This window comes from Halomonas dongshanensis (assembly GCF_024790395.1).
Taxonomy (GTDB): Bacteria; Pseudomonadota; Gammaproteobacteria; order Pseudomonadales; family Halomonadaceae; genus Vreelandella; species Vreelandella dongshanensis.
In genome coordinates this window covers 74,576-91,083 of the sequence record NZ_JAJISC010000009.1, presented here as the reverse complement: position 1 = coordinate 91,083, position 16,508 = coordinate 74,576, and the positions used below count along the sequence as shown (strand labels likewise).

At 62.1% G+C, this 16,508-nt stretch carries 12 protein-coding genes; 6 read left to right on the top strand and 6 right to left on the bottom strand.

All coding sequences use genetic code 11. The features are described 5' to 3' along the window. The first annotated feature begins 15 nt into the window (after nucleotides 1–15). Both menA and thpD read left to right on the top strand, forming a co-directional pair. Nucleotides 16–957: a 1,4-dihydroxy-2-naphthoate octaprenyltransferase gene (menA, locus tag LLY24_RS16890; RefSeq protein ID WP_259037480.1), complete on the top strand. Its 942-nt coding sequence runs from the start codon at nucleotides 16–18 to the stop codon at nucleotides 955–957. 348 nt (nucleotides 958–1,305) lie between these two features. Next, the gene (gene thpD / locus LLY24_RS16885; RefSeq protein WP_259037479.1) at nucleotides 1,306–2,289 is read left to right on the top strand and encodes an ectoine hydroxylase; all 984 of its coding nucleotides are present in this window, start codon (nucleotides 1,306–1,308) and stop codon (nucleotides 2,287–2,289) included. Nucleotides 2,290–2,372: 83 nt separating this feature from the next. Here the strand turns inward: thpD and ykgO are convergent, their stop codons facing one another. Further along, nucleotides 2,373–2,516, bottom strand: a complete 144-nt coding sequence (gene ykgO / locus LLY24_RS16880; RefSeq protein WP_259037478.1) for a type B 50S ribosomal protein L36 — start codon at nucleotides 2,514–2,516, stop codon at nucleotides 2,373–2,375. 306 nt (nucleotides 2,517–2,822) lie between these two features. On the opposite strand from ykgO, the gene LLY24_RS16875 reads away from it, so the two are divergent. Continuing rightward, complete coding sequence (locus LLY24_RS16875) at nucleotides 2,823–3,488, top strand: fumarylacetoacetate hydrolase family protein (protein ID WP_259037477.1); 666 nt, start codon at nucleotides 2,823–2,825, stop codon at nucleotides 3,486–3,488. A 150-nt stretch (nucleotides 3,489–3,638) separates the two neighbouring features. Here the strand turns inward: LLY24_RS16875 and speA are convergent, their stop codons facing one another. Both speA and LLY24_RS16865 read right to left on the bottom strand, forming a co-directional pair. After that, on the bottom strand, nucleotides 3,639–5,552 hold the full coding sequence (gene speA, locus LLY24_RS16870) for a biosynthetic arginine decarboxylase (RefSeq protein WP_259037476.1): 1,914 nt from the start codon (nucleotides 5,550–5,552) through the stop codon (nucleotides 3,639–3,641). Beyond that, nucleotides 5,549–6,505, bottom strand: coding sequence for a homoserine kinase (locus LLY24_RS16865; protein WP_259037581.1), 957 nt, complete (start codon nucleotides 6,503–6,505; stop codon nucleotides 5,549–5,551). The genes speA and LLY24_RS16865 overlap by 4 nt, the downstream gene beginning before the upstream one ends. A gap of 163 nt (nucleotides 6,506–6,668) precedes the next feature. On the opposite strand from LLY24_RS16865, the gene polA reads away from it, so the two are divergent. After that, a complete protein-coding gene (gene polA, locus LLY24_RS16860; RefSeq protein WP_259037475.1) occupies nucleotides 6,669–9,440 on the top strand; it encodes a DNA polymerase I in 2,772 nt (923 codons plus the stop codon). A gap of 50 nt (nucleotides 9,441–9,490) precedes the next feature. On the opposite strand, the gene LLY24_RS16855 is transcribed toward polA, so the two are convergent. From LLY24_RS16855 to dctP, 3 genes are read right to left on the bottom strand one after another with little or no spacing between them, the layout of a single operon-like run. Further along, nucleotides 9,491–10,825 (bottom strand): TRAP transporter large permease, encoded by a 1,335-nt coding sequence (locus LLY24_RS16855; RefSeq protein ID WP_259037474.1) that lies wholly within the window; start codon nucleotides 10,823–10,825, stop codon nucleotides 9,491–9,493. Beyond that, a complete protein-coding gene (locus LLY24_RS16850; RefSeq protein WP_259037473.1) occupies nucleotides 10,822–11,325 on the bottom strand; it encodes a TRAP transporter small permease subunit in 504 nt (167 codons plus the stop codon). Before LLY24_RS16850 ends, LLY24_RS16855 begins: the two co-directional genes overlap by 4 nt. Before the next feature lie 55 nt (nucleotides 11,326–11,380). Further along, complete coding sequence (gene dctP, locus LLY24_RS16845) at nucleotides 11,381–12,484, bottom strand: TRAP transporter substrate-binding protein DctP (protein ID WP_259037472.1); 1,104 nt, start codon at nucleotides 12,482–12,484, stop codon at nucleotides 11,381–11,383. A gap of 327 nt (nucleotides 12,485–12,811) precedes the next feature. Here dctP and LLY24_RS16840 point away from each other — a divergent pair, with 327 nt between their 5' ends. Both LLY24_RS16840 and LLY24_RS16835 read left to right on the top strand, forming a co-directional pair. Further along, nucleotides 12,812–14,932 carry a tRNA(Met) cytidine acetyltransferase TmcA domain-containing protein gene (locus tag LLY24_RS16840; RefSeq protein WP_259037471.1) on the top strand — a complete coding sequence of 707 codons (2,121 nt, stop codon included), beginning with the start codon at nucleotides 12,812–12,814 and terminating at the stop codon, nucleotides 14,930–14,932. A 64-nt stretch (nucleotides 14,933–14,996) separates the two neighbouring features. Then, the gene (locus LLY24_RS16835) at nucleotides 14,997–16,478 is read left to right on the top strand and encodes an aminoacyl-histidine dipeptidase (protein WP_259037470.1); all 1,482 of its coding nucleotides are present in this window, start codon (nucleotides 14,997–14,999) and stop codon (nucleotides 16,476–16,478) included. Nucleotides 16,479–16,508 lie beyond the last annotated feature (30 nt).

Below are 16,508 nucleotides of genomic sequence, written 5' to 3'. Positions count from 1 at the left end.
CATGGAGAGAGACGGATGCATGCGATTCACCACACCTCTACCCCTTCGCGCGCGAGCGCGTGGCTCTTGGCGGCCCGTCCGCGCACCCTGCCTTTGGCCTGTGCCTCGATCTTTCTCGGCTCAGGGCTGGCCGTACAGGAGGGGGGCTTTCAAACGGCCGTGCTGGTGCTGGCACTGGTGACGGCGATCTTGCTTCAGGTGCTATCGAACCTGGCCAACGATTACGGTGATGCCGTCTCTGGGGCCGACGATGAGCGGCGTATCGGGCCGCAGCGCGCTGTTGCCTCAGGGTTGTTAAGCTTAGATGCCATGCGCCGAGGCATGTGGGTTGCCGCCTCGGGAGCTGCGATTGCTGGGCTTTTACTGGTGTGGCAGGCGCTGGGCGCCGATCCGCTCAAGGCCGCGCTGTTCCTTCTTTTTGGCGTCATCGCGCTGGCTGCAGCCGTCACTTATACCGTAGGTGTACGCCACTACGTGCCCTATGGCTATCGCGGCCTGGGAGATCTCGCCGTCTTCGTGTTCTTCGGTTTACTGGGGGTACTGGGTACTGCTTATCTGCATGCTCAAACGCTTTCTATGGGAGCGCTGTTACCCGCTGTGGCCTGCGGCTTGCTATGTGCGGCGGTGCTCAACGTCAATAACGTCCGCGACATCGAGAGCGACGCGCAAAGTGGCAAGATCACCCTGGCCATTCGCTTGGGGCGTCGGCGTGCCATCGGCTACCACTGGGGACTTTTAGCGGTGGCGTTCTTGGCTACTTTGGCGTTTCTACTCCTCTACCGGGTCTCGTGGCTTGGCTGGGGAGCCCTGGCAGCTTGGGCGCCCTTGATAAAAGCGCCCATGGTGATGGCGCATTGCCGTGATGGCGCAACGCTAACGGCCATGCTCAAGCTAACGGCGCTCGCCACGTTGGCCTATAGCGTACTGCTTTCGGCAGGGCTTGTGCTGGGCGGGTGAGCAAGCGCTTTGCTGCAAGGAGGCCAAGGCGCTTGGGTCGAGGGCTGTTGAGTGAAGGTTTTCTCCTAACACACGTTACGAAAGTGTGTGCAAGACTTGCACTGCTGTATAGGTTAACTACCTTTTCCACTGCACGTAGCGTATACGTCAGAGATATTCAAAGTGGCTGCACTAAGCACCACATGCGCGTTGGCAAACGGCCACGCGTGACCGATTTAGCCGAGAGGGATATTCGAGAAATGTTGGCGCCACGTGAGGGCGTTATTTCAACATCAGACCTAACACCAGCAAGCGTATAGAACGAGAAAACGCTTGATCTGAAGTTTAATCATACAAGGAGTGGATTAGATGACAGTCAAGAAGCCTATCTTCCAAACGCAAGCGCAAAAGCAGTATTCCGAAATGAACGATTTGCCGTCGGCTCAACCCACGGCGGTCAAGGATCCTTACCCATCGCGTCTGGCCTCCCCTCCAGATTCGCTCTGGATCGAGCGCCAAGACGCGGTTGTTAAGGGGCGCGAACTCTCTGGTCCCCTGAGTCAGGCGCAGCTCGATGAGTTCGAGCGTAAAGGGTTTTTGTTCATTCCCAACCTGATCAAGGGCGACGAACTCAAGGCGCTGCGCGATGAGATGGACGCGATGATGAGCCGCGACGAGTTTCGCAATAAAGCGTTCAGTATTACCGAGCCAGAAAGCCAGGAGATCCGTTCGCTGTTTGCCGTGCACTTTCTCTCCGAGCGCTTCAAGGCGCTCGCCGAAGACGAACGTCTCGCGGGGGCGGCGCGCCAAATCATCGGAGACGATCCTTACGTGCATCAATCGCGGATCAACTACAAGCCAGGGTTTGCCGGTAAAGGGTTCAACTGGCATTCGGACTTCGAAACCTGGCACACCGAAGATGGTATGCCGCGGATGCACGCAGTGAGCGCCTCCCTAATCCTGACCGATAACCACGAGTTCAACGGCCCCTTGATGCTAATTCCTGGGTCGCAAGAGAAGTTCGTACAGTGCATCGGCGAAACGCCGGAAGACAACCACAAGAGTTCGCTCAAGGCACAGGAAGTCGGCGTGCCAAGCCCTGAAGCGCTGACCGAGCTCGTTCGCGAACACGGTATCGAGGCGCCCAAGGGCGAAGCGGGCGGGCTCTTGCTGTTCGACTGCAACGTGCTGCACGCCTCCAACGCTAACCTTTCACCGGATCCGCGCAGCAACGTTTTCTTCGTTTTCAACCGTCCGGACAATCGTTGCCACAAGCCTTACGCGGCCAAGAAAGAGCGGCCGAAGTTTCTCGCCCACCAGCCGGGCGAGCAGTGGAGCGTTGACGCCCCCTGAGCACGACCGCTGAAAATGAAACGCGCCAAGCTAACCCTGGAAAGGTTGGTTTGGCGCGTTTTTCGTTGCTACTCGGTTATGGTTTAGCGCTTTTTCTTGGCACTACCTTGGCGTGCTTTGAAGCGCGGGTTGCTCTTGCAAATGACGTAGAGCCGCCCGCGACGCTTGACCACTTGGCAGTCGGGATGGCGGCTCTTGGCCGATTTGAGTGAACTCAGTACTTGCATATAGCTCTCCAAAACGATGAATTATTTTAAATGTTATATCATTTCAATTAAGCATGATTCTCATTGTTTTGTGAAGCCCTATTTGAAACGCTCTATGCGAAGCGCTATGCGAAGTTTTATGTAAAGTGCTATGCGACGTTCTATGCACAGGCAGGTTCAAAGCGCGATCCAAGCTGCGCTCAAGCGCTCTATCCACGACGTAGGCTAAATTTGCACCGCTGGGGTTGTGGTGGGTCGGTAAAGGTAGGGTAGACTGGCTGTTTGCTGCTAATAGGCACTGGTATAACGAGAAGGAGAACACCCGCCATGCGTTTCGTACCACAGTTTGCCGATGGTCAGGCATTTCCCCACCCGCTGGGCAAGATCGTCTGTATCGGACGTAACTACGCTGAGCATGCCAAAGAGCTGGACAACCCGGTGCCCACCGAACCGCTGCTGTTCATCAAGCCCTCCACCAGCGCTGTCGCGCTTGAAGAGCCGCTTGAGCCCCCTTTTGCCCGGGGCGACGTACACTTCGAGACCGAACTTGCCCTGTTGATTGGTGAGACGCTGACCCACGCGACTCAGGACGAAGCCGAGCGCGCCGTCGTGGGGATTGGCCTGGCGCTGGATTTGACCCTGCGCGGCGTCCAGAGCCAGCTCAAGGAGAAGGGCCACCCCTGGGAGATCGCCAAGGGTTTCGATGGTGCCTGCCCGCTATCGACTTTCTTGCCGCTGAGCCAGGTGCCCAACTGGAACGCCCTAGCGTTCACTCTCGAGATCGACGGTGAGACGCGCCAGCACGGCGAAGGCTCCGACATGATCTTCACCGTGCCTACCTTGGTGGCCGAGATGAGCCGCCATTTCACCCTCGAACCGGGCGACGTCATCCTTACCGGCACGCCCGCAGGCGTAGGTGAGCTTCCCCGCGGCGCCAAACTGCGCCTATCGCTGACCGGCGGCCTCGAGATCGAGACCAGCGTCGTCGAATAAGCCTAAGCGTCGAAGATTGAATAGCCTCAACGCAAAAGCGCCATCTGCCAGCATGCATAGAGCATCGCAGCAGATGGCGCTTTGCTATATAGGCCGACGAAAGGCCATACGACGCCTCCTCAGGCGTCGTTAAGGGTCACTCAATAAGGTTCACTCAAGATAGGTATAGCCTTCGAGCCCTTCGGTAAGGCTTGCCGCGAAGCGCTCGCGCTCGTCATCGGAGAAGTCGCTGGTGATGAGCTGAGCGTGTAGCTTCTGCTTGAGCACCGAGGCGTCGAAATTGACGTAGCCAAGTACGTTGGCCACGGTGTCCCCCGCCTGCGGATTGGAGATATGCCACTGACCCTCGGCGTCTAGCGCCACGTCCACCGAATCGGTATCGCCGAAGAGATTGTGCAAGTCGCCCAAAATCTCCTGGTAGGCACCGACCAGGAAGAAGCCGAGCCAGCGCTCATCATCGCTCTCCCATTCGGGGAGCGGCAGGGTGCTCTCCACGCCCTGGCCGTCGACGTAGCTATCGATACGCCCGTCGGAGTCACAGGTGATGTCCTGAATCACCGCGCGGCGGGTCGGTTCGCGGTCGAGGCCGCCCAGCGGCAGCACTGGGAAGATCTGCTCGATCCCCCAGACGTCCGGCACCGACTGGAACAGCGAAAAGTTGACGAAGAGCTTGTCGGCAAGCTTCTCGGCCAGTTCGTCGAGGATGTCCCGGTGGGCGCGGTTGCGTGAGTCCAGTTGGCCCTTGAGCTGTGCGCAGGCGGCCATGTAGAGGCGCTCACCTTTGGCGCGGGCGCTGATGTCGGAAAGCCCGAGCACGAAACGGTCCTGCAGCTCGCTCACCGCCTGGAGCAGATCGTGCCACGCCTCGACCAGTACGCGCGGCTCCTGGGGTGTTTCCAACTGATCGAGGACGCGCCACAAGGCCTCGACCTGAGGATCTTCCTGGGAGTTACGCTCAGGCGGTGTAGCGTCGATGCGCTCTTCGCCGATCACGTTGGTGACCAGCACGGCGTGGTGCGCGGTGAGCGCCCGGCCCGACTCGCTGATCAAATGCGGCTGGGGCAGATCGGCCTCTTGGCAGAGCTGGGCGAAGGCGTTGACCACGTTGCGCGCGTACTCGGGCATCGAGTAGTTGGTCGAGCAGTCGCTACGCGAGCGCGTACCTTCGTAGTCGACGCCAAGGCCACCGCCAACGTCCACGGTGTCCACCGGCGCGCCGAGGGCGATCAGATTCTGGTAGAAGCGTGCGCACTCGCGCAGCCCGCGCTGGATATCGCGGATGTTGGCGATCTGGGAACCCAGGTGGAAGTGCACGAGCTGCAGGCTCTCCAGGGCATTTTCGGCGCGCAGCGTCTCGACCACGGCGAGAATCTGGCTTGCGGTGAGGCCAAACTTGGACTTCTCGCCGCCGGTATTTTGCCACTTGCCCTTGCCCACCGAAGAGAGGCGGGCGCGCAGGCCGATGCGCGGCACGACGTTGAGCGCGCGGGCCTCTTCCAGAATCACATCGAGCTCGGAGAGCTTTTCGACTACCAGGTAAACCCGGTGTCCCAGCTTCTCGCCGAGTAGCGCCAGACGCACGTACTCGCGGTCTTTGTAGCCGTTGCATACGATCAGCGACGAGCCGCCGCCGGAGAGCGCCAGCACCGCCAGAAGTTCGGGTTTGCTGCCCGCTTCGAGCCCCACGCGGCCGTTGCCGCGCTCGGCGGTAGCCAGAATCTCCTCCACTACGCGGCGCTGCTGGTTGACCTTGATCGGGTAGACCGCAGTGTAGCCGCCCTGGTAGTCGATATCGCTCATGGCGGCATCGAAGGCGCCGCAAAGCTGCTCGACGCGGTCGTGAAGAATGTCGCTAAAGCGCACCAGCACCGGCAGGCGAAGGCCGGACGCCTGCAGCTCGCGCACCAGCTCGCGCAGGGGCAGGGCGGGGCCTTGGGCCTCGCTGCCGTGCGGGCGCACCAACGCCTGGCCCTGGTCGTCGACGTCGAAATAGCCGCTGCCCCACTGGTCGATGTTCCAGGTACGGCGAGCGCGCAGCGCGGGGCTTGAAGTCGTAGTGGTCATGGGCGTGCCTCGGGCAGGGGGAGCGCACCCAAGGCGATGCGCGCCTTGAGAATCGTCTTGAAGCGTTCGGGATCGTGGGGCGTCAGGTCGTGGGCGGGCGGGTCGACGTACACCACCAACAGACGCGACAGCCAGTAGCGTAGCGCCGTTAGACGCAGCATCATCGGCCAGCGCTCGCGCTCGATGGGGGTCAAGGGGCGCTTGGCGAGATAGCTGCCGAGAATCGCCGCGTAGCGCGCCGGGTCGAGCGCGCCGTCTTCCTGCGAGGCCCAGTCATTAATGACGATGGCCAAATCGAAAAGCAGATCGCCGGTGCAGCCGTTGTAGAAGTCGATGATGCCGCCAAGTCGATCACCGTCGTAAAGCGTATTGTCGCGAAATAGATCGCCGTGCAGCGCCCCCTGGGGCAGCTCGGCGTCAGCGAAGGCACTTTCGTACTCTTCGACTTCGTACTTCATCAGCGCCTGATCGTCCGGGGCGAGGTAGGCCAAGACTTTATGATGCATCGCCTGGAGCCAGTGTAGATCGCGCGGGTTGGGGCGGTGCCCCGGAAAGCGCTGGGCGACCAAGTGCATCTGCCCCAGCGCCTCGCCGAGGGCTTCGCACTGGGCCAAATTAGGCGCGCTTGGGTGCTGTCCCGGCAGGCGCGGAAACAGTAGCGCAGGCTTGCCCGCCAGGCTGTGCAGGGCGATGCCGTCGCGATCGTGCACCGGGCCCGCCACCGGCAGGCGGTGCTCATCGAAATAATCCAGCAGTTCGACGAAGAAAGGCAGTTCCTCGTGCTCGCCCTGCTCGAACAGGGTCAGCACGAGTTCGCGCTGCTCGGTGGTGACGAAGAAGGTGGAGTTCTCGGTACCTCCGGCCACGCCCTGCAAGCGGCGCAGGGCACCTACATCGAATTTTTCCAAAAACGTGGCGACCTGCGCGTCGCTCAGCGGGGTGAATACGGCCATGAGAATCTCGCCCAGGTTGCTAAGCCGCATATTGTAGCGGCTTGGGTGGCGTCGTTGATAGCCGTTCTGCTGGGAGTCTGGCATGCAAGGCGCCTTTCGATTCGGCAGCGCACGGTACAGCGCGTATCATGCAAGACATTCACGTCTCAATGGATCAAGGATTATGGCCCGCGCTCCTATCGTTCTCGTCGATGGCTCTTCGTATCTCTACCGCGCCTTCCATGCGCTGCCGCCGCTGACCGCGTCCAACGGCCAGCCCACGGGTGCGGTAAAGGGCGTGCTGAACATGCTCAAACGGCTGATGAAGGATTACCCCGAAAGCCCCATGGCGGTGGTCTTCGACGCTCCAGGCAAGACGTTTCGCGACGCTATCTACTCAGACTACAAGGCCCATCGCCCGCCCATGCCTGACGATCTACGCAGCCAGGTCGAGCCGTTGCACGCCTGCGTGCGGGCGCTGGGGCTGCCGCTTCTGTGTATCGAAGGGGTCGAGGCAGACGACGTCATCGGCACCCTGGCCCACGCGGCGACCCAGGCCGGGCGTGACGCGGTGATTTCTACCGGCGACAAGGACATGGCGCAACTGGTCAATGCGCACATTACGCTGGTCAACACCATGAAGGACGAAACGCTTGATGTCGCGGGCGTGAAGGAGAAATTCGGTCTGCCGCCTGAGTTGATCATCGACTACTTGGCGCTGATGGGCGACAAGGTCGATAACATTCCCGGCGTACCGGGGGTGGGGGAGAAGACCGCGCTCGGGCTCCTGCAGGGCGTTGGTGGCGGCCTCGCCGCCATTTTCGGCGACCTCGACAGCATCCAGGGGCTTTCGTTTCGCGGCGCCAAGTCGCTGGGTAAAAAGCTCGAAGAGCACAAGGAGCAGGCCTACCTCTCCTATGAGCTCGCCACCATCAAGACCGACTGCGAGCTGCCCGTGGGCCTCGACGATCTGGAACTCGCTCAGCCCGATCGTGAGGCGCTGCGCCAGCTCTATACAACGCTCGAGTTCAAACAGTGGCTGAGTGAGCTACTCGACGGCAACGACGAAGGCGTTGATGACGTCAGCGGTGGCACGCCCACGCCAGAGGCGGCGGATGAGACGAGCGACGCTACCCAGGGGAGCGCCGAGCGTCGGGACGTCATCATTAGCGACGTAAAGACGCTGAAGGCGTGGATCGCCCGGCTCGAGAAGGCCGAGCGCTTCTGCTTCGATCTCGAAACCACCAGCTTGAACTACATGGAGGCCGAGATCGTCGGTATTGGCCTTGCGCTTGAGGCGGGCGAAGCGGCGTATATTCCCGTGGCTCACGACTACCTCGACGCGCCCGCCCAGCTCGACCGCGCCGAGGTGCTCGACGCGCTCAAGCCGATTTTGGAAAATGACCGTGTCGTCAAGATCGGCCAGAACCTCAAGTACGACATCTCAGTGCTGGCCAATTACGCCATCACCGTTGCCGGGCCCTTTGCCGACACCATGTTGGCGTCGTACGTGCTCAACTCCACCGCCACCCGTCACGATATGGACTCATTAGCGCTGAAGTATTTAGGCGAGAAGACCATTTCGTTTGAAGAGATTGCAGGCAAGGGCGCCAAGCAGCTTACCTTCAACCAAATCGCCCTGGAAGAGGCGGTGCCCTACGCCTGCGAAGACGTCGACATTACCCTGCGCCTGCACGACACTTTGCGCCCGATGGTCGAAAAAGAGGGGCGTTTGAGTGACGTGCTCGACACCCTGGAACTGCCGCTGATCAAGGTGCTTTCGCACATGGAGCGCAGCGGCGTGGCGCTGGACGCCGAGCGCCTACACGCTCAGAGCCAGCAGCTCGATAAACGCATCCGCGAGCTCGAGAGCGAAGCCTTCGAACTCGCCGGACGCGAGTTCAATCTGGGCTCACCCAAGCAACTCGGCGCGATCCTGTTCGATGAGCTCAAGATTCCGGTGATCAAGAAGACGCCCAAGGGTGCGCCCTCCACCGCCGAGGCGGTGCTCGAGGAGCTGGCGCTCGACTATCCGCTGCCCAAGGTGATCATGCAGCACCGCGGGCTCTCCAAGCTCAAATCGACCTACACCGACAAGCTCCCCCGGCTGATCAACAAGCAGAGCAAGCGGGTGCATACCAGCTACCATCAAGCGGTCACCGCCACCGGGCGGCTCTCGTCGAGTGATCCCAACCTGCAGAACATTCCCATCCGTACCGACGAGGGGCGTAAGATTCGCCAAGCCTTCGTTGCTCGGCCCGGCTACAAGATCGTCGCCGCCGACTACTCGCAGATCGAGCTGCGCATCATGGCGCACCTCTCCGAGGACAAGGGGCTTTTGGAGGCCTTTGCCGAAAACCGCGATATCCACACCGCCACCGCCGCAGAAGTGTTTGGCACCTCGCTGGACAAGGTCTCGAGTGACCAGCGCCGCAGCGCCAAGGCGATCAACTTTGGGCTGATCTACGGTATGAGCGCCTGGGGGCTCGCCCGCCAACTGCGCATCGAGCGTAATCAAGCGCAGACCTACATCGACCGCTACTTCGACCGCTACCCGGGGGTGGCGCGCTACATGGAGCGCATCCGCAGCCAGGCCGCCGAAGATGGCTTCGTCGAAACGGTCTTTGGTCGTCGCCTCTACCTACCCGAGATCAACGCCCAGAACCGCGCTCGCCGTCAGGGCGCCGAGCGCACCGCAATCAACGCGCCCATGCAGGGCACCGCCGCCGACATCATCAAGCAGGCGATGATCGACGTCGATGCCTGGCTAGAGAAGGGCGAGTTCGACGCGCTGATGGTCATGCAGGTGCACGATGAGCTGGTGTTCGAGGTAAAAGAAGCCCAGGTAGAGAGCTTCATCAAAGAGGTGCAGCAGCGCATGCAGGGCGCTGCAGAATTGAAGGTGCCGCTCATCGTCGAAGCCGAAAGCGGCGATAACTGGGACGAAGCGCACTAAACGGCGTTCGCCGCCGCTTAAAGAAGCGGCGGCGACGTCTTATTCACGACTCAGTAACCTACCATCACGCCCGGTAGTCCCGTAATCAATACGGGGAAGAGCCAAAGCAGCGCGCAGGCGAGCAGGATGAGAATGACGAAGGGCACCACGGCGCGGTACAGATCGACGATCTCCACCCCGGGCGGGGCGACGCCCTTCAGATAAAACAGCGCGTAGCCAAACGGCGGGGTCAAAAACGACGTTTGCAGTACCACCGCGACCATCACCACGAACCACAATGGGTCAACGCCCATCTGCTGGATGATCGGCAGCATGATGGGAAAGCTCAAGAGCACGATGCCGGTCCAGTCCAAAAACATGCCCAGTACGAAGACCAACAACAGCATCATGATCAGCGCACCGGTAGTGCCGCCGGGCATCGCCAATAGCAGATCCTGAATTACCTGCATACCGCCGCCGCGCGAGAACACCCCGGTGAAGGCGGTGGCTCCCACCAATACCAGCATTACCATGGTGGTGGTCTTGCCGGCGTCGATCAGGGTGCGATAGCAGGTAGAGGGCTTTCTATCGCCGAAGATCAAAAACAGCAGGAAGGCAATCAATACGCCAATGGCCGAGGCCTCCGTCGCCGTGGCGATCCCGGCGAATAGCGCGCCCAATACGCCGAGAATCAGCGACATCGGCGGCACTACGTACTTACCCAGCATGATCAAAAGCGCCCGCGTGCTTACCGTAGCGCGTTCCACGGCGGGCACGCGCGGGCCGTAGTCGGGGCGCAGATGACAGATCACCAGCACGTAGAGCGCGTACATCATCCCAAGCAGTAGCCCCGGCACCAGCGCCCCGGCAAATAGCGCCCCGACCGAGACCGGCGAGTAGCTCGCCATCAGAATCAGCATGATGCTCGGCGGAATCAGAATGCCGAGACAGCCGCTGGCCATGATGACACCGGCGCTGAGCTCCTTGTTGTAGCCGTAGCGCAGCATCGGCACCAGCGCGATCATCCCCATTACCGCAATGGAGGCGCCGACGATACCGGTAGTCGCAGCCAAGAGCACCGAAACGATGACCACGGTGAGCGCAAGGCCCCCGCGCAGGTTGGCAAGCAAGAGGCGCATGGCCTCGAACATTCGCTCGGTGACGCCGGAGTCGTTGAGAAAGCGCGCCATGAGTACGAACAGCGGAATCGCCACCAGGACGTAATTGTCCATGGCGTTGCCGTAGATGTTGTTGATCAAGGTGCCCAGCACCCGCTCGCCGGGGCCGAGAAAGGCGCCGATGACCGCCGTTCCCCCCAGTACGAACGCCAGCGGATGCCCCATGAAGAGCCCAATGATCAGGCCGCCGAACATCACTAGCGTGAGCAGCTCGGGACTCAGGTTCATGCCACACTCTCCTTACGCAACGCGACGATGGCTCGCAGCACGATGGCGACGGCCTGGAGCAGCAGCAGTGCCGCCGCTACCACGATCACACCCTTGATCGGGTAGACCGGCAGCGCGACCATGCCGTAGGTGGTCTCGCCGCGCGTGAAGGCACGGTCGAAAAACGCCCAGCCGTAGGTCAGCAGCATCCACAAAAACGGTGCGCAGAACAGCGCGTAACCCACGAGGTCGAGTACGGCCTGTTTGCGCCGCGACAGCAGCCGTTTGAGGATGTCGACCTCGACGTGGACGTGGTGGCGCAGGCCAAAGGCGGCCAGCAGCATGAAGTGGGCGCCAAAGAGCATCTTGGTGACATCGAACGCCCAGTCGCTCGGGCGGCCGAGAAAGAAGCGCGAGGCGATATCGAAAAGTACGATCAGCGTAATGATCGCGATCAGCGGCGCAATGAGTCGGCCCAGCCACTCATTGATCGCATCGATCGCGTTGGCAAGCGCGGTCATGGAAGGTCTCCATCGTCAGCACACGCCGCCCCGGTCGGGGCGGCCGGTTCATGCCTTACATGCAGGCTTCGATCTCATCGAGCGAAGGTAAGTTATCCATGGTGCGGCTCATGTTGTAAGGCACCGAAACGTCGCGCCAGGTGGCGTACTCTTGCAGATAGCTGATCATCGAGTGGTAGACCTTAGCGTGATCGGCATTTTCACAGGCGCCTTGAACGATCACCTGGTTGGTGACGTCTTGGATGCGCTCGAGATCTTCGGCCGAGAACTGGTTGATGGTGATACCGTCGTCGATGAAGCGCTGGGTGGCATCGTTGGACTGCCGCTCCGACCAGGCCAGCGACCACGCCATGGTGGCATCGGCTGCGATGCGCAGCTTCGCCTGGGTCTCTTCCGATAGCGCGTCCCAAGCATCCTTGTTGATCATCACCCCAAAAACGCTGGCAGACTGGTGCCAGCCTGGCGTTGCCCAGTTGTCGGCGACCTCGGAGAAGCCCGCGTTGTAGTCCACCCCCGGGGTCGAGAACTCGCCGGCATCGATCACTCCCCGTTCGATGGCCTGATACACTTCGCCTCCGGCAAGCGTGACCTGGGAGCCGCCCAGCTGTTCGAGCACGCGGCCCTGGTCGCGCCCGGAAAGCCGCAGGCGCTTGCCCTGCAGGTCGGCGATACTCGCGATCGGCGTGCGGCCCATGAATCCCGACTCGTTATTGGTAATACCGTAGGGCAGGTAGATCATGTTGAACTGGCCGTAGATCTCCTCGTAGAGCTCGCGCCCGCCCCACTGCTGAATCCAGTTGAGGTAATCGACGCCGTTGAACAGGCTCGTGGTGGTCGCCAAGGGAGAAAAGGCCGGGTTGAGCCCTGCCCAGTAGCCAGGCCAGTCGCCGGCGGCCTCGATGCTGCCGGTCTCGGTGGCGTCGAACACTTCGCTGCCGGGCATTAGCGTGCCGCCCGCGCGGAAGTTGATCTGAAGCTCGTCACCGGCCAACTGATTGACCAGCTCGACCCAGTGCTGGTCGATCTTGATCAGGTCCAGGTTTTCGGCCCAGGTCGAGGTCATGGTCCACTGTTGCTGAGCGTAAGCGGTCGAGCTTAGCGCCGCCAGCATGACCCCGGCGGCAAGGCCGGAGAGGGCAAGGGGCATGGTCTTTTTCATGGTGGGATTCCTGTTAGCGTGGCGTTGGTTATTGATGTTGGATACCCAAAGCAGGAAGCAAGCGACTTACGTTGACGTAAAGGGGAGGCAAGGCGCTACAGCGCTAAATTAGCACAGCCTGCGCCAAGCAAAGCAATGTCGACCAAGGGCGAAGCCCGGTAGGAGACGATGCTCGATATTCGTCCTGCGCTGCAAGATTTACGCTATGCACCAATGGCTTAGCACCGCTGGTGAGATAGTCACAGCGCTTTGCTGACGCCAAGAAGCGTTGAAAGCGACGCCGATATCACACCAAAGTGCTAGAGATATTCAATGAAGGAGGGCGATATGGCCGCGAAGGCCACGAGTACGCTACTAGCGCACGTCAAGCGCTTGGCGCGCCGTCGCTGGCGCCAGCTAGTGTGGCTTTATGGCGAGCGCGAGGCGTGCCAGCGTGAAGCGCTGGCGCTGTGGCAGGCCAACGACTGGCAGGCGCCGCTGTGGGTGAGCGAGGCCCCCTTGGTGGCGCCCAGCATACGCCTACGCCGCGCGCGCCAGCAGCTGGGCGGCGAGCACGATCTCGTGGTGATCGATACCTTCGCACCCTCGGGCCTCGACCCTGATGCCTTGGGCGCTCTGGCGGGCACGCTTGCCGCCGGAGGGCTCTTGCTACTGCTCACGCCGCGCGAACTTGGCAGCGCCCCAGACGCCGATTACGCACGCTTGGCCGACTACCCGCATGATGCGTCAGCGCTTAGCGCCCACTACCTCATGCGCCTTGCACGGCTGATGCGAGACGACCCTGGTATCACTCACTGGGACGTTGAGACATCGCCTCGCCTGGGCCGACTAGTCCAGCGTTTGCCCACCGCATCGAGCCAAAGCGATGCCGACTGCCTTAGCGACGATCAAGCCCGCGCGGTGAGGGAGCTGACACGGCTAAAGCGTCGCCGTCCGCTGGTGATCACCGCCGATCGCGGTCGGGGCAAGAGCGCGGCGCTTGGCATTGCCTGCGTGCGGCTGTGGGCGGCGGGCGTGAACGAGATCATCGTGACCGCCCCCCACTTCCGCGCGATTGCCAGCCTATTTGCCCGGGTGAGTGCGCTCTGCCCACAAGCGGGCCATGATGCGTCGCAGCTGTTTGACGCCGAAGGGCGCACGCTGCGCTATCTTGCCCCGGATGCACTCGACCAAGCGCTCGCGCGCGGCGAGGTGGGTGGGGCCGGTAGCTACCTGCTGGTCGATGAAGCCGCTGCGCTTCCCGCTGTGCGGCTGAGCCAGTGGCTCGCGGCATTTCCGCGAATCGCCTTCGCCACCACGGTGCATGGCTACGAAGGTTCGGGGCGCGGCTTTGCGCTGCGTTTTCAAGCCGTGCTGGCGCGCCAGACGCCCGACTGGAAGGCGCTAGAGCTGACCACACCGATCCGCTGGGCCGAGGGCGACCCGCTCGAAGGTAGCGTCAATCGTCTACTGCTGCTCAAGGCGCCATTGCCGAAACTCTCTACAGCGCGCGGCCTCGAGACGCCAACGGCCGTGCGGCTTAAGCGCCCTACGCTTGCCCAAGACGAGCCCGCGCTTGCAGCGCTCTTTGGTCTCTTGGTGCAGTCGCACTACCGCACCTCGCCAAGTGACCTGCGTCAGTGGCTCGATGGGCCGAACGTGGCGCTGCGCGTGCTGGGCACGCCGCAGGCGCCCCAGGCGGTGCTGATCAGCCGTGACGAAGGTGGTTTCGATAGCGCACTGTGCGAGCGCGTGGCGCGAGGAGAGCGGCGGCCTCACGGCCATCTCATGGCGCAGTCCTTGGCCGCCCACGAAGGCAGTCGTGAGGCGCTGGCGGCGCGCTGGTGCCGGGTGACGCGTATTGCCACGCATCCTGAGCTACGTCGTCGGGGGCTGGGAGCGGCGCTGTTGGCAGCAGATCGACGTGACGCTGCCGAGCGCGGTATCGATCTGTATGGCGCGACCTTCGGCGCCGATGCCGAGCTGCTCCGCTTCTGGCTGACCCAGGGCTTCGTACCGGTACGCTTGGGCGTCACCCCAGAGGCGTCGACCGGTGAGGTAGCGGTCATGCTCGCCTGCGCCCTGAGCCCCTCGGGGGAGGCGGTGCTCGCGCGCTTGGCCGAGCGCTTTGCCGAGCAGTTGCCCGAACGGTTGGCTTTCGAACTCAAGGCGCTGCCCGCTCGCGTGGTGGTCGCGCTACTCGCCACGCTTCCGGCGCCGTTATGGGGGGAAGAGAGCAGGCGCGACTGCATGGATGTGGCCCAATCCCATCGCGATCCGGTCTTTGCCCGCCCGGCGCTCAAGGCGCTAGCGCAGCAGGCAAGCCGCTTAGGCGTAACAGGGGAGGCGATAGAGCGGTTGGCGGGTTGGGCGTTTCAGAACCGCGCGCTCGACGCTTCGCCCGGGGCGTCGGTGAAGGCGCTGCGTGCTGCGGTGGCAAGCGTGCTGGAAGAGGGCGCTTTTGGTTAACGCACTTTTCCCGCTCGAGCCTGGGCGCTAAAGTAGGCCGGTTAACGATGACGACGAGCCGATAATGACCGACACTACGAACGCCCATCTCGACGCGCTTGAGCCCACACTGGTTTGGCGCCATTTTCGCACCCTGTGTAATACGCCAAGGCCCTCGGGCCACGAAGCCGCGCTCGTCGCGAAGCTCGAAGCCTTTGCCGATGCGTTCGGCTTTGCCCACGACCGCGACGCCTTCGGCAATCTGCGCATCAAGAAGCCGGCCAGCCCAGGGCATGAAAGCGCCCCCGGCGTGATTCTTCAGGGGCACCTCGATATGGTCGCTCAGGCCAACGCCGATACGCCCCACGACTTCGAGAAAGATCCGATTCGCACCTACGTGAAAGACGGCTGGCTACACGCCGATGGCACGACGCTGGGGGCGGACAACGGCCTGGGCGTGGCGGCAATTCTCGCCGTACTCGAAGACGACACGCTCACCCATGGCCCGCTGGAGGCGCTGTTCACGCTCGAAGAAGAGACCTCCATGGGCGGGGCGCTGGGGCTTGCCGAACACTGGCTCGAAGGATCCTTGCTGCTGAATCTTGACAGCGAAGCCCGTGGCGAAGTCTATATTGGCTGCGCGGGCGGGGCGGACGTGATGGTCGATGCCCAGCTTCCGGGCAAGGCGCTTGGCGATGACGAAGCGGTGATTGCTCTGGCGCTCACCGGCCTCAAGGGCGGCCATTCCGGTATCGATATCCATAAGCCCCTGGGCAATGCCAACCGGCTGCTGGTGCGTGCCCTGCGTGCGCTGGATATGCTCGACGCCCGGTTGATCGACTACCGCGGTGGCACCTTGCGCAACGCCATCCCCCGCGAGGCGTTTGCCACCCTTGCGCTTCCCGCCGATGAGCTCGAGGCCGCTTGTGACAAGATCGCCAAGCTCGAAGCCGTGCTGAAAGCGGAACTTGGCAGCGGCGATCCGGGGCTTTCGCTAACGCTCACGCGCGTTGAGAAGACCGCGCAGGAGCCGCTAACGCGGGACGCCAGCGCCATGCTGCTCGCCGCGCTCACCGCCACCCCCTGCGGCGTGGAGCGCATGAGTGCGGATGTGCCAGGCGTGGTCGAAACGTCCAATAACCTCGGCGTGTTGAGCCTTAGCGACGGGCGCCTGCATCTGTGTGCGCTGGTGCGCTCGCTGCACGACAGCGCCACTGACGCCATGGCGGATCGTTTTAGCGCGCTGTTTGGCCTGATGGGCGCGCGAGTGAAAGTGGATAACGGCTATCCGGGCTGGGCGCCAAATCCGCAAAGCACCCTGTTGGAAACCTTCAAAGCGCGCCATCAGGCGCTTCTAGGGGCAGAGCCAGCGGTGAAGGTGATTCACGCCGGGCTCGAGTGTGGCATTCTCGGAGCCAAGTACCCCGAGCTCGACATGATCTCCTTTGGCCCCCTAATTCGCGGCGCCCACTCGCCGGATGAGCGCGTCGAGCTTGAGTCAGTAGTGGAGTTTTGGAGCATGCTACGCGCGCTGATCGAAGACCTGGCAAGTGCGCAACCTCGCTAAGCGGTGGGATAAGCGTTAGGTATAGACGCG